Source organism: Flavobacterium lacus (assembly GCF_003268815.1).
Lineage (GTDB): Bacteria > Bacteroidota > Bacteroidia > Flavobacteriales > Flavobacteriaceae > Flavobacterium > Flavobacterium lacus.
In genome coordinates this window covers 1-19,018 of record NZ_QLSV01000012.1, presented here as the reverse complement: position 1 = coordinate 19,018, position 19,018 = coordinate 1, and the positions used below count along the sequence as shown (strand labels likewise).

Here is a 19,018-nt window from a genome sequence, read left to right as displayed (position 1 = left end):
AATCAACAAGCAACAATCTAACAAAGTAATGTTCATGGAAAAGAATTACACTCATTTTATTTTTAAACCACTAGGAGGCACGTTGTTTTTGTGCTTGTTTTTGATGGTGAGTTTTGGGGTTTTGGGGCAGCAAAATGTATTTCATCGAGATAATGCCAACACCGGCGATTGGGGTTCTGGGAACTTACCCTGGTTTTATCAAACCTCAAATAACAATCAGGGTGATCCCGATAACGGTAATACTACCCGTAATGACGTTTTTATTGGACACAATAACAACACCACGATGTCGCTAAACGGACGATTTTATCTTCACCGTGATTTTACGTTTCAAACCGGTGCATCAACAGCCAGAACATTAAATAATACCACTGGTGGTGGTTTCTCCTTTAGTCGATCATTAATCAACGCCTCAACAGCTACACACATTTTTAATACTCCCGTTGGGATAGATGCTACTAATTCAGAAATCGTGCTCAGTAATGGGTCAGGGGGAAGCTTCACCTTTAACGGTTCTGTTTTTACCAATAACAATCTTGTTTTTCTACGAAACAGTAATGGAAATACCGGTACAATAACCTTCAACGGTGCCGTGCCAAACGGTGGTAGTTTTGTGAAACAAAATGGAGGAACAGCCAATTTTACCGGCAGTGCCGATTTTAGCGGAAGCATTTTTATTGATGAAGGAACCGTGCGAGTTGGTCGGAACTTAGGTTCTAATGTAATTGAAATCGGTGGCGGTATCGCTGCTTCGTCGCCATTAAATGCCACATTGGAAGTCGCCAATGGTGGAACTACGATTTCAAAGGGCATCACCGTTAAAAATTTTAATTCAATAGGAGGAAATAGAGCTATTACTTTTTCTCATCCATCTTCCACCACTGCAACACTATCCGGAACGATAGCTCTTGAAAAAGTAGTAACAATTACCAATCCTTCTACAAACAATGGTGCGATATTGTCTAATACTATTTCCGGTGTTGGTGGGATTACTAAAGCAGGAACCGGATTGCTCACTATTTCGAGCGGTACAGTGACTTACAGTGGTGCGACCACTATTTCTGCCGGTGAAGTGCGATTTAATCCATCAGGAAATCTCACCTTATCAACTGCTTTCACCTTAGAAAATGGAGCAGTATTAGCTACAACCGGCATAGCTTCCACGCGTACGTTAACTTCTTCAGGAGCCAACGCTACTTTTCGATTAAATTCCGGAACTGCCACACTCGCTTTAGGAACTTCTGCACATACGATAACTTTTGCAAACAGCAGTAGTGTTACTTGGGCTGGAACTACATTAACCATCACGGGTTGGGTAGGTACAGCAGGTCAAGCCGGCACATCAGGAAGAGTGTTTTTCGGAAATAGTGCTAGTGGCTTAACAACAAGTCAATTAGATAAAATTAATTTCACCGGTTTTCCAAACGGAGCACAATTATTAGCGACAGGTGAGTTAGTGCCCAGATGTGCCAACCCAACAAACGGAGGAACGATTGCCGGTAACCAAGCTCTCTGTTCAGGTGGTGATCCTGCCGCTTTTACAAGTACCACTAATCCATCCGGACAAACGGGTACCTTAGTATATCAATGGCAAATTTCTACAACAAGTTCCACTGCAGGCTTTAGTGATATTTCCGGCGCAACATCCGATGTATATGATGCCCCTGCCGGAATAACGCAAACCACTTGGTTCAAACGTTTAGCGCGAGTAACTTGTCAACCAGATTGGACGAACGCTGCTGAATCAAATGTACTTGAACTAACAATCGCCTCGACAACTTGGACGCCGGCTAACGGCGGAAGTTGGACTAATGGGGTGCCAACCGCCACAACCGCCGCAATAATTTCTGCGGATTACGCAGAAGCAGTTAACATGACTGCTTGTTCTCTTACCATCAATAACAACGCCATCGTAACTATTCCAGCGGGCAACAATGTGATTTTAAACGGAGCATTAACCGTTGATTCAGGAAGTTTTACTTTAGAAAACAACGCCAACCTTATCCAAAGCGGAACAACGAATGATAACCTTGGCGATGTCACTGTTTTCCGTAATAGTTCCAGTTTATTTCGTTTAGATTACACCCTTTGGTCATCACCGGTTGCTGGTCAGAATTTGTTAGCTTTTTCACCCAATACATTGGCGAATCGATTTTATACCTATAATTCCGGGACCAATAATTACAGTCCAATTGTTCCCTCCACCAATGATTTTGCAGCAGGAGTAGGCTATTTAATTCGAATGCCGGATAACCATCCAACCACTACTGCAACCCTTTGGAGTGGTCAATTTAATGGGGTTCCTAATAATGGTAACGTCAGTGTTTCGGTGGCCAACGATACGTATAATGCGGTGGGGAATCCCTATCCGTCGACGATTGATGCCGATGATTTTATCAATGCCAATTCATTGACTGAAGCATTGTATTTTTGGCGAAAAACCAATGGCGCAAGCGGCTCTGCTTATGCTACGTATACGTTAGCCGGAGGGGTTGGAACCGATTCCAGCGATAGCAGTTCCCAAGTACCAAATGGTATTATTCAAGTGGGACAAGGTTTTATCGTTAAATCAACTTCTACCACCATCAATTTTGATAATACGATGCGAATTGGGGATAACGGCAACCAATTTTTTAGAAATTCTTCCGAAATTGAAAACAACCGGATTCGATTAACAGCAACAGGCGCTAATGGATTTTATAGCCAAGTGTTAGTGAATTACCGTTCGGAAGCTACCGATGCTTATGATGCTGCATTGGATGGGCGATACATTAACGATAGCGATACTGCTTTTTATACCCTTTTGGATCAGGAGCCATTTGTTATTCAAGCACGAGCTTTGCCATTTGAACAGACGGATGTTGTGAACTTAGGTTTTCAAACCACCACTGCAGGGACTTTTACCCTAACTTTAAATGAAAAAGACGGTGTTTTTGCTGCTAATTCTACTATCTTTATCAAAGATAATGCGTTAGGAATTTGGCATAACATCACCGAATCGCCTTATGAATTTGTGAGTGAAGTAGGCACGTTTTCAGCCCGTTTAGAATTAGTGTATCAAGAGCCTTTGTCGGTTATTGAATCAGCGGTTACTGCCAACCATTTTATCGTGGTAAAAGAAAACAATGGTTTAACCGTTCGTTCGGTAAATGAAGCGATTGCCACCGTAACTGTTTTTGACTTAAGCGGAAGGCAAATTGCTTCTTCACAAAATAATTCCTCTACCAGTGTAACTGTTCCTTTGGGCACTACGCAAACACAAGTACTTTTACTACAAGTTGTTACGCAGGACGGCCTTGTTGTATCAAAAAAGGTAGTTTACTAAAAAAGTAGAAATCAAGCAAAACCTTCTGTTAATTCAGGAGGTTTTTGATTTTGTGCTTTTTCCGATACAAATAAATAACCATTTCGTAATGTAAAATTTTAGTTAATCGATTAAGTGTAATATTTTAACGTTATATTTGCCGTCGCTTGGAAGGTGTGATGTCTTTTAAGTTTCCAAAAACTAAAATTTTTTATATGGTTAACTCTACTCAATCGTTTTTTACTAATGGTAAAAAATCGTTTCAAAATTTTTTTGTAATTTGTAGTTTATTATTTATGACCTTATTAGGTTATGGACAAACTAATCCTACACCTCAAGCAATACCATACTCACAAAACTTTGGTACTGCTACTTTCACAACAATGCCTACTGGAACGCAATCATGGAATGGTGTTAGTGGAGCAACTGTTAGTACGCTAGCACTTGCAGAGTCATCCGCACCTAATGGTAATGCAGCTATTGCAGCACAAACTGCTGCAACAACTACTGGAGGTTCTTTTGGTTTGATGAATTCTTCAAATGGTAGATTTTATGTTCAAACAAGTAGCAATACAACGAATGGAGCAAATCAACTGGTTTTAGCAATAAATACTGAGGGGTACTCAGATATAGATGTTAATTACAATGTAGAAATAATAAGTGCACAGCCAAGAACGGTTGGAATAGTATTGCAATATAGATTAGGTACTTCAGGATTGTGGACAACAGTTAGTGGTACAGGCAACCCTTATTCTCAGGCGGGCGGAACAACAGGAATAAAAGCATCTCCATCTTTAACCTTACCATCAAATGCAAATGATCAACCAGTTGTTCAAATAAGATGGGCCACATGGAGAGGAACTCAAGCTGGTAATAGCTCTGGAATTGCTATCGATAATATTGTTGTTGAAGGTACAGCAATCCCGTCTGGTCCAACTGTAACTACAACTTCCAATAGTGGTTTAGAAGGTACTGTAGACGCGTACTTAACAGGAACCATTAATGCCAATGGCACAACAACCGATGCCAGTTTTGAATACGGAACTACAGTTGCTTATGAAGCTACGGCTACCGCTACACCTAGTCCTGTAACAGGAACAACAACAACTGACATTGATGCTTATGTTAGTTCATTAACTTTAAATACATTATATCATTATAGAGCGGTAGGAACTGTTGGTGGCGTGCCAACTAACGGTGCTAATTTAACTTTTTACACCTTAGCGGCAACGCCGGGTGTTTTAGCTATATCTAATCCGCAATTCACAACCTTAGCCATTGCTATTGATGCAACTACTGCAAACGGAAATCCATCTGCAACGGAGTACGCAATTCAAGAAACAGGTGGTCAATACGTACAAGCGAATGGTTCGTTAGGAGCAATTGCCGTTTGGCAAACCGCTACTGCATGGGCAACTACTACTGTAACGGGTTTAACAGCTTCTACAACTTATACTTTTCAAGTAAAAGCCAGAAATGGTGCCAACGTGGAAACTTCGTTTGGAACAACTAACTCGGGAACCACTTTATCCCCTGTGACTGCTGATTACAATGTAGTACAGTTTCCAAATACAACACAAAACATTACAGAAGGAACAAGTTTTACTGTTTTTATTAGAGCTTATGAAGACGGCATTACCAATTTAGCCGGTTCTTCACCTCGTTTAAAAGGATGGGTAGGGTATAGCTCAACAAATGATAATCCGGCTAATGCGGGATGGACATGGATTCCGGCTACATTTAATGTGCAAGTGGGGAATGACGATGAATACCAAGCTGATATCCCGGGCTCATTATCGCCAGGAACTTATTATTATGCTGCTCGATTTGAGATTGATGACAGTACGGTTTATACGTATGGTGGTGCCGGTGGAAACTGGAATAATAACAACGTTACTTTAAATGTAAATGCAGATGTAGTTGATTTTGCAAATATTCAATTTCCTACGACGGCTACCCTTACCGAAGGTGAAATAGTAACCGTTTTTGCACAAGTTTTTGAGCCGGGTATTACTCCGGGTGCCGGAGCAGGTGCGGGTATTACAGCGGAAATAGGATATTCTTCAACTAACACAACACCGGATGGAACTTGGACATGGTTGCCCACCACCTATAACACTGATTTAGGAAACAATGACGAATACCAAGCTGATTTAGGTGCAGGATTGACTCCGGGTACTTATTATTATGCTTCGCGTTTTATTAAAACCGGAAGTTCAACTTATGTTTATGGTGGAACTGCCGGTATATGGAATAACGATAGTGGTGTGTTAACTGTTGAAGCATTGGGAACACCGGTTGCTATAGCAGCTTCTGCTATTGGTGTAACATCATTTACCGCTAATTGGGATGCGGTTGATGGTGCGACTGGTTATGCAATTGATGTGTATGAGCAAACGACTGCTTTTGCAACGGATTTGTTTATTTCGGAATATGTAGAGGGAAGTTCTAATAATAAATATATTGAAATTTTTAATGGTACTGGCGTTACTGTAGATTTAAGTGATTACGAATTACGTGCTTATAATAATGGTGTGATAATACCAACTAATACAAATGTCTTATCAGGCACCTTAGCTAATGGTGCTACTGTTGTTTATAGTAATTCCGCAGCTACTATTTATTTAGGAGCAACGACAAATGCCTCAGCAGTTGGTTTTAATGGTGATGATGCGATTGCTCTATACAAAATTAGTACAACTTCCTTTGTTGATGTTTTTGGTAGAATAGGAGATGATCCAGGAACTCAATGGACTGGTGCTGGCGGTTATTCTACACTAGATAAAACGTTGGTACGGAAATCAAATGTTATAGGCGGTGTTACGTTAAGTCCAACAGGGACTGGTGTTTCTGCTTTTACAACTTTAACAACAGAATGGGATTTATATAATATAGATACAGTTACCAATTTAGGCTCACACACATTTAACGGCGGTTCATCAACAACCTATGTATTAGAAGATGTAAATGTTGGCAATGTAACTTCTTACGAGGTAACCGGATTAAATTCTGAAACAACTTATTTTTATGTAGTTAGAGCCGTTCTTGGTGCTATTACATCAGCAAATAGTAATGAGATTGAGGTTGCTACTTTATCCGGTACTTGTACTTGGAACGGTACAGCATGGTCAAATGGAGCAGGACCTACTTTTGAAATCGATGCCATACTCGAAGGAGCTTATGACACGTCAGTAGAAGGCGGATTTATCGCAAAAAGTTTAACTGTTTCTACAGGAGGTTCGTTAACCATTGGTGCTGATACCAGTGTAACTGTTGTGAATGCCTTAACGAATGAATTAACTGCTGCTGCAGTAGTTATCAATAGTGATGGTAGTTTGATTCAACAAGGTACAACCAATACTAACTCAGGAAATGTTACGGTGTTTAGAAATTCGCAAGATTTGATGCGTTTGGATTATACCATGTGGTCTTCTCCGGTAGCTGCTCAAAATTTGGCTGATTTTTCACCCTTCACAACAAGTAACCGCTTTTATACGTATACTACAGACACGGATATTTATACCCCTATTGCCAATACGAATGGTTTTTCAGTAGGACAAGGATACCTTATTCGCACACCAAACAATCATCCAACAACCCCAACGTCATGGTTAGGTCAATTTATTGGTTTACCCAATAGTGGCGATTTAACTGTTGGTTTGTTTACTGCAGGTCAAGGTTTCAATTTAGTAGGAAATCCTTATCCATCACCAATTAGTATTAGTACTCTGCTTTCAGAAAACAACGGTGTGATTGGCGGAAATTTATATTTCTGGAGAAAAACAAACGGAGCGACCGGAAGTGCTTATGTTACTTATTCAGGTGGAACATTTAGTGATGGACCGCATGAATTTAACAACATTCAACCGGGTCAAGGTTTTATCGTACAGGCTTTAAGCGGAGCCGGTTTATCGTTCGCAAACACACAACGTCAATCAGGTAATGGTGATTTCTATAGAAACGGAAACATAACTCAATCGGAAGATAATTCAAGAATTTGGTTAAATGTTACTGCTAATAATGCTGTTATTGGTCAAATGGCAATTGGTTATAACGCCTCAGCAAGTAATGATTTAGATGTTTTCGATGCTGCTTATATTAATGACAATGCAGTTGCCTTAAATTCATTTGTAGCCAACACAGAATTAGCTGTTCAACACCGTGCCGAATTTGCAGCAACAGATGTAGTGCCTTTAAGTTTTAAAACAACTACAGCAGGTTCGTATGCCATTGCTATCAATGCTGTTGACGGTTTATTTACGAACGTAGAGCAATCAATCTTTTTGAAAGATAATCTTTTGGCTATTGAACACGATTTAAGAAGCTCATCTTATAATTTTACAGCAGAAGTAGGTTCTTTTACTAATCGTTTTGAGATTATTTATCAATCTACTTTAGGGGTAACCACTCCTGAATTGGCGAATCAAACCATTGTTTTTGCCAAAGACAATCAATTGCATGTTCAAAGTAGTTCTTCCATCATCACGGGAATTCAAGTGTTTGATGTGCAAGGCAGGCTTGTTTTGGATGTTAAAGACATCCATTCAACCTCTTATGCTGCGTCACTAGAACAGCTTAGCAATGGCGTTTTATTCGTCAAAGTAGTTGCTGACCATGGTATGAGCATCACTAAGAAAATCATCAAATAAAAAGACCTATTTTTTGATACAAACCTCCGAACTTCGGAGGTTTTTTTATTTTAAAAAAGTCACGGAGGCGGTGTGTTTTTCCGTTAAGTTAGTCTAAACCCTTCTTTGTTTTGTGCCTTTTTTTAACATTTATCGGTTTTCTATTCTGTTTGACGATATTTTTTTTTTATTTCGATTATCGAAACTACTTTCGCTCGCTAAATTTAACCACAAAATTTTTATGAATAAATTTTTACAATTACTGTTGCTGTTACTTATTTTTGGAAGTACCTCTGTATTTGCCCAAAAAACGTGGGTAGGTGCCACTAATGGAACTTGGAATACGGGAAGTAACTGGTCACCTTCCGGAGTTCCCGGTGCAGGGGATGATGTGATTATCAATACAACACTAAATATCAGTGTAAATACCAATACAACCATTAATACATTAACCATTACCGGCAATGCCGCTGTCACCTTCACTGCAAATGGTGGAGCTCGAACGATTACGATTGATAATACGGGGAGTTCAATTGATGCAGGAAGTTCGTTAACCTTAGTTGGTACAACCGGAGGCGGATCAAGAACGATGAGATTGGCCTATACGGGATCTAATCAAACGATGGCGATTGCAGGAACTTTGATTTTAACTCCAACCGCAGCGGGTTCCATTTATACGGCCACTAATAGTGTTACCACTGTAACCGGTTCAATTGTGCGAACGGGAGGAACTCTAACATCAACTGCTTCCAACCTAAGTTTCTCTGCTGTGGGGACTTATCAACATGCGATGAACGGAAGTACTATTCCTACCGCCACATGGAATGCAAACTCAACTTGTTTAGTGACAGGGATTACGAGTACAATTCCTTCTGCCGGTTTAGGTCAAGCGTTTGGCAATTTCACTTGGAATTGTTCCGGACAAAGTGCCGCAATAAATAACTTAGCAGGAGCTTCGGGTGGGCTGACAACCATAAATGGTGATTTCACGATTTTATCCACAAATGGACAAACACTTAATTTGAATAATTCTGCAACGGCACGCACGCTAACCGTGGGCGGTAATTTTTCTAATTCAGGTGGCGTAATTGATTGGGCGAGTGGTACGGCTACGACCACCATTAATGTAGGTGGAGCTATTACTGTATCCGGTTCAGCCACGATGACCACTTCTACTTTAACTACCGCGGTGGTGAACGGTACATTTGTTTTAACGGGTAGTACTCCTCAAACGCTCAACTTTTCCACACCTTCCAACGTTACTTATACCAATTTTACAGTTAATACTGCCAGCACTTTAGTTTTAGGCAGTGATGTTTTTTTAAATAGAAATAACAATGCCCCCTGGAGAAGCATACTTACAGTGAATAATGGTGGTACAATTAATTGTGGCACTCACGTTGTGACAGGTGGCGGTTTGGTTGAAACCAATGGTGAATTTAACTTGAATGCAGGTGCAAAAATGATTACCGCTAATGCAACCGGAGTGCAAGGTAGTGTCACTACAGCAACTGTTAATCCCACCTATAATTCAGGAGCTAGCTATGAATTTAGAGGAGCAGCTACGGGTGTGTTTACTTTGTCGACTGCCAACACTATAACCGGAACAATGACCATTAACCGTTCTTCGGGTGTTACCTTAGATCAAGATTTTACAACTTCTACTTTAGAATTTTTAGATGGAGTTGCCACGACTGGAAGTTTTGCCATTACCATTCATTTGACAGGTTCAATTACAGGAGCAAATGCTTCGCGATATATAAATGGACGTTTACATAAAGTATTTAATGCTGCCACTAGCTTTACTTTTCCGATAGGGAAAGATGGTGTGTATAAACCTGTTGTTTATGAATATACTGCTTTAACCGGAACAAGTACAGTTTCTATGGAACAATTTGAAGCTGCTTTACCGGGCACTTTACCTTCATCAATTAACTTGAATAACAGCAGGTATTGGGAGATTAGCCAGACCGGAGGTTCTTCAATTGGGTATCAAGTAACCTTAGACGGAGCCGGTGATGCTATAACAGGAACAATAGTTATGCTCAAAAGAGAATCAGGAACAACAAGCAGTCATGCTGTTACGGCACCAAACTATACCAATACAACTGCTTTTACTACTTTGACAGGAAATAATCAATTTACCTTGGGTAGTACTTGTACGCAAACGGCTTCCGTTGGAAGTAATCAAAGTTTCTGTTCTACTCAAGCTGTCGTATTAAGTGGTAATACACCCACTTATGGTTCTGGAGCTTGGTCGGTGGCCGGACCGAGTACGTTGTTGGCACAATTTTCTGATGTGAATAGTCCAACGGCTACTTTTACGCCTGCCGGCGGAAATGGTATTTATACTTTAACATGGACCTTAACTAATGGAAACTGTTCTAACACAGCGACGCAAGATTTAGAATATGGTAAATCCACCACATGGACAGTTGCTTCAGGCGGAAGTTGGAATAACGGAGCACCAGATGTCACCACTTCTGCGATAATTTCATTTGATTATACTTCATCCGGAGATTTAGTAGCTTGTTCTCTGACCGTTGATAGCAATGCAGATGTTATTATTTCATCAGGCGATGTGGTGTCATTAAGCGGAGGTTTAACGGTAGATACCGGAAGTTCGTTTACGTTGGAAAATGATGCTTATTTAATGCAAGAAGGTTCCAGTAATCCGAACAGTGGCGATATTACGGTTGAAAGACAATCACAAAGTTTAATGCGTTTGGATTATACCTTGTGGTCATCGCCGGTGGAGAGTCAAAATTTACTGAGCTTTTCACCACTCACTGTTGCCAATCGTTTTTATACGTATACTACATCAGCTAATACTTATGCAGTAATTGCACCGGGATCAAATGATTTCACTACAGGTCAAGGCTATTTAATCAGAATGCCGGATAACCATCCAACTTCTCCAACGGCATGGCAAGGAAGTTTTGTTGGAAAACCCAATAGCGGTGATTTAGCATTTACGTTATCCAATGCCGGTAGCGGTTACAATGCGGTGGGAAATCCTTATCCTTCTCCCATTAGTATTGAGACATTTTTAGATGACAACAGTAGTTTGATTGATGGCGATTTGTACTTTTGGAGAAAAACGAATAACGCCGCAGGAAGTGCTTATGTTACCTATAGTGGCGGTGCTTTTAGTGACGGTCCACATCCTTACGACAATATTCAACCCGGACAAGGTTTTATTGTAAAAGCAAACAGTGCCGGAAATTTAGCCTTCAATAACCTACAAAGAGAAGTGAATAGCGGTGTTTTTTACAGAAGTGAAGAAAACAGTAACGCCTCCAGAATCTGGTTACATTTAAAAAATAATTCTACCGTTGTTGGTGCTTTGGTAGTGGGATACAGAGAAGATGCTACAAATGGTATTGATAATCAATTGGATGGAGAATATATCAATGACAGCTCGTTATCGTTAAATTCTGTTGTTGCAGATACGGCACTTGCGGTTCAACATCGGGCAGGTTTTGTTTCTACTGATGTGGTGCCCTTACAATTTAAAACAAACAATTCGGGAAGTTTTGAAATTGCCATTAATACGGTGGATGGATTATTCTTAAATGACGAGCAACACATTTTCTTAAAAGATAATTTACTTAACGTAGCACATGATTTACGAAATGCTGCTTACAGTTTTGTTTCGGATGCAGGAACATTTTCCAATCGTTTTGAAATTGTGTACGAAAGTACCTTGTCTGTTTCTAGTCCACTACTTGAAAATACAGTTGTTGTCTATTCTAAAAATAAAACCATTGAAATCAATTCCGGATCAATCCCAATGAACAATGTGAAAGTATTCGACATGCGTGGGCGTTTAGTAGCGGAACAAAGTGATGTTGCTGCAACAAGTATTTCTCTACCCCTAGAGCGAGTAGCTAATCAAGTATTGATTGTTCAGATTACTTCAATCGACGGACAAACAAGTTCTAAAAAAGTGGTTCACTAGCATAATCTAAAAGATAGACTTAAAACCTTCGAGCAATCGAGGGTTTTTTTATGTCTACTTTCTTCTAATCAGATGAACTACACGTTTTAACGTTCTATGGAAAGCACTGTCAATAAAGCAATTATCGACGAAATGCACATTTTGACCATCCATGTTCAGTCCGCTGTCTTTTTATCGAGTTTATCGACACGTTATCGAAAAAATAGGGTAGAAGCAGACAACCAAGCTACTTTTACATCAGCAATAAAAACAAAACGATTTTAAACTACCTATGAAAGCAATCAACACTAAATTCTTAATCACTTTACTCTTAGTTCTTTTTTCTGCTATTACTGAAGTTGCTGCTCAAACTACAGTTACAACTGAACTAGTTTCAGAAGAACAAGCCCAAGCGATGATTCAAGAAAACACTGTTGAAACGAGTTCAATTGAAATAGCCAATTGGTTTTCCGGAGCAAAACAAGAAACGAAAGTTTCTGCTGCAAAAGAAGAATCAACTACCCTTAACCGTTCTGCCTTAGTATCCAAAAAAGAACAATACTTAAAATCTGGAATGTCTACCAAGACCATCTTGATTCGTTCGATTATGAAAAAAGCGGACAGTTATGTAAACGCAACGGTTTAGTTTTACGTCAAAAAGAAACTAAACAATCAGTTAGTTAAAACCCTTCATAACCCTTCTTTTTAGAGGGGTTTTTGATTTCTAAGCGTTAAAAAAACAGGAATTATTCCTCTAAATCCATTTATAAGAATTATAAGATAAGTACTTCACGCAATGTGCATTTCGTCGATGTTTTTTGGTTTTTAACGAAATGTTAATTTTTTAAAATTAAAAAAATAGTATGTGCAATCAAAAGATGTAATTTTATAATGGATAAAACTGATTTTTAGGTTTTTAGCCATTTCCAAAAAATATATACCACAAAAAAATTGATATACTACCTCTTAAGGATTAATGAAATAAATATGAAGTGCAACAAACTTTTTACTGTTAGCGGACGCTTTCCTTTGCATACACAGGCTAAAAACGCAACTGTGTTGTTCATCACATTGCTCTTGTTTTTGATAAGCTCTTCAGCACGTGCACAAGTGAGTACCTACTCTTTTTCAGAAGATATTTCAGGGTACACCCCAATTTCAGCCACAGCCACAGTAGTTTATCCTGCAGGATGGAATGATCACACTGCCGGAGCTGCTTCCTTGATTAATTTTGGGTTTGATTTTGTTTATGATGGGGTAACTCATACGGAATGTTTCGTTAGTCCGAATGGCTATATTACTTTCGGTGCGGTACAACCCGCTCCCGCAACTTATACACCGATCAGTACCAACACGGCTCACTTGGGAGTCATTAGTGCGTTAGGTATCAACTTAATCGATAATACCGGTATTTCTCCTATTCGATATGAAATACAGGGTTCAACTCCTAATCGTATTTTAGTTATACAGTGGCAAGATGCAGAACGAGCGATCGACCCCGGTGTGTTTAATTTTCAAATTAAATTATTTGAAACCTCCAACCAAATCCAAGTATCCTACGGAAACTGTGTGCCTATTGGCACAACTTCCCGTCCGGTTCAAGTTGGTCTTCGTGGGCCAAATGTTACTTTTCCGGCTAATGGAAATGTTGGAAATGTATTGAATAGAGCAAAAACAACCAATACACCTTGGTTTGGAACAACTACACCAGGCACAGCTGCAAACAGCAATGTACGAACCATTGGCAACACGCTCCCTTTTCCGGCACCACCCTCTCTGGCTTATCCGGATTTAGGGTTAACATATACTTGGTCACCCCCAACCGCAAATTGTACTACTCCCTCCGCTTCTGCTACAGGATTAGTAATCGGTGGAACGAATACCACCCTCAATTCCTTTGTTGGGAATAGTTTTACACCTGCTACACCGTCTTCAACCCATTATTTGGTTTTGAGAAGTTTGGTCAATACACCACCTACCGCCGCTGAGGTTATTAACGGAGGCTATTGGATAGCAGGAAACACGATTGCTACAACCTACACCGTTGTTAGTGCAGCTCCTGCTGCGGTCACTACTTTTAATCAAGCTGGATTAACTCCGGGAACTACCTATTATTATTGGGTCATTCCATATAATGATACTTGTATCGGAGCTCCGTTTTATCGATTAACCAACATTTTAACGGCTTCGGCAACTACTTGTACGCCTACAGCCGCTGCCACCGCTGCCACATCAATCAACGGAAATGGTTTTACGCTTAATTGGAATGATGTGCCGATTGCCACTGATTACCGAATCGATATTTCCACCAACGCTACTTTTACGAACATTCTACCCGCTTACAATAACCTTTCGGTAGGTTTAGTAAACAGTTTGACGGTTTCCGATTTGCCAACCGCAACCAATTATTGGTACCGTGTGCGTGCCATAGGTCCGGGGCCCTGTGCGATTAATAGCAATGTAATCAATGTGGGTTTGTTGCCTTGTGGCTATTATAACATTCCGTATACACAAAATTTCGATACCGCACCGCTTGGTGGGTTAGCTCCCTGCTTTACCCGTGTGAACGATAATGCCGATGTTATTCAGTGGGGTGTGCAAGGTGTTAGTTTTGCTTCTTCCCCCCGAGCGATGTTCATTGCCCAAAATCCAACTGCTGATATGAACGATTGGTTTTTTATGCCAGGGTTGAACTTAACCGGAGGCACTTCGTATCGGTTATTTTTTAGATACAATACCAATGCAGCAGGCACATTTTTTGAAAATTTACGGGTTCGTTTGGGTAATTCTCAAGATGTTGCGGGCATGAATGTTACCTTGTTGGATTTACTCAATATCAACAACACTTCATTTCAAGTCGCATCTGTTGATTTTACGCCTGTAAGCACCGGTATTTATTACATTGGGTTTCACGGATTCAGTTTTGCCGCCCAAAGTTTTATTGCGATAGACGACATAAGTGTGACGATTTCCCCCACTTGTTTTGAACCGACCGATATACAAGTTGTTTCCGTAACCAATAATTCGGCTTCTATTTCATGGACGGCCTCTGTTCCACCGCCATCAAATGGTTATCAATATTATTATTCAGCGTCTCCAACACCACCAACAGCAGCTACCGTTCCCTCCGGTTCAGTGGGTGCAGGGGTCACTACAGCCACAATTACGGGACTAACCGCCTCTTCCTTTTATTACCTATGGGTAAGAGGTTTTTGTGGAGGAGTAGATCGAAGTATTTGGAGTGAAGTGCAAACATTCACAACAGAATGTAATACGCCTCTGGTGACAGCCTCTTCCGGGGGTTCTCGTTGTGGTGTAGGCACTTTAAATTTATCGGCCACACCTAATTCAGGCTCCTTTATCGAATGGTATGATGTGCCCACTGACGGATTAAGTATTTTTACAGGAAATAATTTTATCACGCCTACGTTGAGTACTTCAACAGTCTATTATGTTCAGGCCAAAGCATTTGGAGCAACCGCCAAAGCAGGGCCAACATCACCAGCAACATTGGGTGGAACTACTGAAATAACAACGTTCCCCACCAGTATGAGTTTTGATGTTTTAAACAGTACCATCCTCCAAGCCGTTGATCTATTTCCTCTCGCTTCCGGACAATCCGGTGAAATTGTATTGCGTAATTCTTTCAACGTAACCATTGCTACGTTTCCCTTTACCACCACGGTAACCGGCGGAAATACACCTCAAACCATCGCACTAAATTATCCGCTGCCAGTTGGCACCTATAATCTCTTTATTGGTTCTATGCCAACTTCCGGCTTACGCAGCAATTCATCAGGAGCTTTGTATCCTTACGTATCCAGCGTAGCTCAAATTACGGGTAACCCGATTGACAATACTTTTTATTATTTTTTCTATAATTGGAAATTTACAACAGAATGTGTCTCACCACGAATTGCTGTCAATGCTATGGTTGCCTTACCACCTGCTTTTTCGTTAAGTAGTAGTGCCGAAGTAATCTGTAATGGAGAAACAACACCCACCGTAACTGTAACCGGTGCCGGTTCGTACAACACGTATACATGGTCGCCCAATGTAGGGGTTTCAGGTTCTGTGGGGGCCGGTTTTGAGTTCAATCCAACCACCACCACGACTTACACGTTAACGGCTGCTCAAACATCAGGTGCTTTCTGTACTAGTGTAGCTACCCTTACGGTAACTGTCAATCCGTTACCGCCAGCGATTGCTATCGTTCCGGTTGCGGCTACGATTTGTGAAAATAGCATTCAACCTTTATCTGCATCTGTAGGGTCAACGACCTCAACAGTGGTTTATTCGGAAGATTTTAATAGCTCAGCACCGGGTTGGGTTGCCGCAAATACTTCCGTAGGAGGGGATTTCATTGCTTCGCAATGGACCTTACGTACAAGTCCGTATAATTACGGAAGTCCCAACTGGACCAATACGTTTTCCAGCAACGATGCCACAACTTTTTTCTTGGCCAACTCCGATTCGCAGGGGGAGACTACCGTTACCAGAACTACCCTAACTTCGCCACCTATTGACTTAAGTGTTTATGTTTCGGCATCCGTTTCCTTTTGGCATTGGTTGCGTTACGTTTCCGGTGATGTGGCTCAAGTATTAGTGTCTACTGATGGAACGAATTGGACTGTTTTGCAAACCTTTTTGTCTTCTCAACGAGCGGGTAGTAACTGGGTACAACACACCATCAACTTAGATGCCTACATTGGGAATCCCAACGTTCAAATTCGCTTTAACTTCCAATCCAATTGGGGTTGGGCGTGGGGTGTCGATAATTTTGAAGTATCCGCAGCCCTCTCACTCGAAGTGTTATGGTCACCGGATACCGAGTTATTTACCGATGCAGCAGCTACGGTACCTTATGTTGCCGGAACACCTGTTGGCATTGTTTATGCACAACCCACATCAACCCGAACGTATACCGCCACTGCTTTAGGCACAAATGGCTGTAGTACAACCGAAGATATACTCATTACCGTAGACCCCACACCATTGGGCGGAACGCTCTCCGGCAGTCAGGTGTTGTGTTCCGATACCTCTCCAACGGCTATCACCTTATCCGGTTATTCCGGCACGATTGTGCGATGGGAGTCGGCGGATGATGCCGCTTTTACGGTTAACGTCGCTACTATTGCTAACACGACTGATACCCTTACACCGGCCCAAATGGGTGTTATCACTTCCGCCAAATACTTTAGAGCCGTGATTCAAAGTGGCGTTTGTCCATTGGCTTATTCGGTGGTTGAAAGTGTAGCGTTTCCTACTACAATTTGGAATGGTACGGCTTGGAGTAATGGTTTGCCGGACAACACCAAACGCGTCGTGTTTGCCGGAAATTACACTTCTTCGGGTGATCTACAAGCGTGTTCTATTGAAGTTCAATCCGGAACAGTGACTGTGCTGGCCAACCATAATTTTATAGTGAATAATCAAATCAACGTAACCGGTCCACCGGCTACCACTAATTTTATTTTTGAAAATAACGCCAGTTTAGTTCAAATTAACGATGTCGTTAATACAGGACCAATTACCTACCGTAGAAATTCAACGCCAATGGTCACCTATGATTATACGTATTGGTCTTCGCCGGTAGCGAATCAAACGTTTGGTTCATTTTCACCTAATACGAATGCCGCACGTTTTTATTTATGGAATACCGCTATTTACAATTGGTCAAACGTTTCCGTAGCGTCTAGTTTTGTAGCCGGAATCGGTTACATTATCCGTGCACCGGGATCAATCCCTTTTAACGCGGTAACGCCAACCATCTATAATGGCCAGTTTGTGGGTGTTCCACACAATGGTGATATTACGGTTCCTATAGTAGTCAATGGCTTGAACGATAGAAACCTACTCGGAAATCCGTATCCTAGTGCGATTAGTGCCGATGATTTTATGGATGATCCTTCCAATGCCGGAGCGGTAGGTGGAACGATTTATTTCTGGACACACAACACACCCATCACTAATTTTCAATATACCTCCAATGATTATGCGGTGTATAATTATACCGGTGGAGTTGGCACGCAGTCGGCCACCAACTCGGGCATCAACAACACCATTCCCGATGGAACCATTGCGGCCGGACAAGGGTTTTTTATGAAATGTGCCGGAACCGGAACCGCCATCTTTAGAAATTCCATGCGATTGTTAGGTAATAATATGCAGTTTTTCAGAATGAGTGGTGTGCCACTGACACAAACTACAGCCAATAAAAATCGGCTTTGGCTGGAGCTTTCAAACCATGAAGGCGGCTTTAAGCAATTATTGTTGGGTTATGTAGCCGGAGCAACTAATGATTATGATTTTAAATACGACGGCGAAGTAACCGAGGCCGGAAACCCGGTGAGTTTCTATTCCGTGTTAAACGATAAAAAGTTAACCATCCAAGGACGAGCCTTGCCTTTTGAAGTAACGGATTTACATCCGTTAGGCTACAAGTCTTCTTCGCAGGGGATGTACACAGTTCAACTCGCTACGTTTGATGGTTTGTTTGATGAGCAAAATGTGTACTTGGAAGATAAATTGTTAAACACTATTCATGATTTAAAAACCGAACCGTATGTTTTCTTGACCGAACAAGGAACGTTTGATGATCGTTTTGTTCTTCGTTTTACCAACGAAACATTGGGTGTCAATCCTTTCGATTTGCAAGATGTTATTGTCGTGAAAAAGGACCAAGCGATTACGGTTTTAGCTTCCTCGAACACGGTATTAGACAAAGTAACTTTGTTTGATGTTCGTGGTCGATTCATTGCTGCCAACGAGAAGATTAATGCTCATACGACTACGTTTGAAGACCTTAACCTTGCGAATCAAATTGTGTTGGTGCAAATTGTGGATGTAAACGGAAATAGTGTTACTAAAAAAGTAGTATTTTAACTTATTTTATTAAATTTTGTTTTTTGTCTTGATTTTGTTGCCTCGACCTACCTAGGTTGGAGCAAAATCAGATTGTATTTCAGTAGGGGATTTCATTGCTTCTCGTGATTTTGATTGCCCCGGCCCTCAAGGGAGCAAAATCAGATGGTATTTCAGTTGTGAATTTTGTATCGTCCTAAAAAAAGTTTACAGTTTTTAATTAAATCCTAGTATTGGTTTACGGTTCATTTTTAATCCTGTAATTGGTTTACAATTATAGTG

The 19,018-nt window shown here is 40.8% G+C and carries 6 protein-coding genes; all 6 read left to right on the top strand.

Annotation, left to right across the window (positions count from 1 at the left end):
• Window positions 1-34 precede the first annotated feature (34 nt).
• Complete coding sequence (locus B0I10_RS11720; protein ID WP_181456948.1) at window positions 35-3,325, top strand: T9SS sorting signal type C domain-containing protein; 3,291 nt, start codon at window positions 35-37, stop codon at window positions 3,323-3,325.
• A gap of 194 nt (window positions 3,326-3,519) precedes the next feature.
• Window positions 3,520-7,953: a lamin tail domain-containing protein gene (locus tag B0I10_RS11715; protein WP_181456947.1), complete on the top strand. Its 4,434-nt coding sequence runs from the start codon at window positions 3,520-3,522 to the stop codon at window positions 7,951-7,953.
• Window positions 7,954-8,173: 220 nt separating this feature from the next.
• The gene (locus B0I10_RS11710; RefSeq protein ID WP_146740353.1) at window positions 8,174-11,893 is read left to right on the top strand and encodes a hypothetical protein; all 3,720 of its coding nucleotides are present in this window, start codon (window positions 8,174-8,176) and stop codon (window positions 11,891-11,893) included.
• A gap of 96 nt (window positions 11,894-11,989) precedes the next feature.
• Window positions 11,990-12,157, top strand: coding sequence for a hypothetical protein (locus tag B0I10_RS15695; RefSeq protein ID WP_181456946.1), 168 nt, complete (start codon window positions 11,990-11,992; stop codon window positions 12,155-12,157).
• Between the two features lie 7 nt (window positions 12,158-12,164).
• Window positions 12,165-12,518 (top strand): hypothetical protein, encoded by a 354-nt coding sequence (locus tag B0I10_RS11705; RefSeq protein WP_112086702.1) that lies wholly within the window; start codon window positions 12,165-12,167, stop codon window positions 12,516-12,518.
• A gap of 341 nt (window positions 12,519-12,859) precedes the next feature.
• Window positions 12,860-18,757, top strand: a complete 5,898-nt coding sequence (locus B0I10_RS11700; protein ID WP_146740352.1) for a fibronectin type III domain-containing protein — start codon at window positions 12,860-12,862, stop codon at window positions 18,755-18,757.
• The last annotated feature ends 261 nt before the right edge of the window (window positions 18,758-19,018 follow it).

What these genes read in the sequence shown, in the direction of transcription:
- B0I10_RS11715 (WP_181456947.1), top strand. Translation starts at nt 3,520, where the DNA reads ATGGTTAACTCTACTCAATCGTTTTTTACTAATGGTAAAAAATCGTTT.
- B0I10_RS15695 (WP_181456946.1), top strand. Translation starts at nt 11,990, where the DNA reads ATGGAAAGCACTGTCAATAAAGCAATTATCGACGAAATGCACATTTTG.
- B0I10_RS11710 (WP_146740353.1), top strand. Translation starts at nt 8,174, where the DNA reads ATGAATAAATTTTTACAATTACTGTTGCTGTTACTTATTTTTGGAAGT.
- B0I10_RS11705 (WP_112086702.1), top strand. Translation starts at nt 12,165, where the DNA reads ATGAAAGCAATCAACACTAAATTCTTAATCACTTTACTCTTAGTTCTT.
- B0I10_RS11700 (WP_146740352.1), top strand. Translation starts at nt 12,860, where the DNA reads ATGAAGTGCAACAAACTTTTTACTGTTAGCGGACGCTTTCCTTTGCAT.
- B0I10_RS11720 (WP_181456948.1), top strand. Translation starts at nt 35, where the DNA reads ATGGAAAAGAATTACACTCATTTTATTTTTAAACCACTAGGAGGCACG.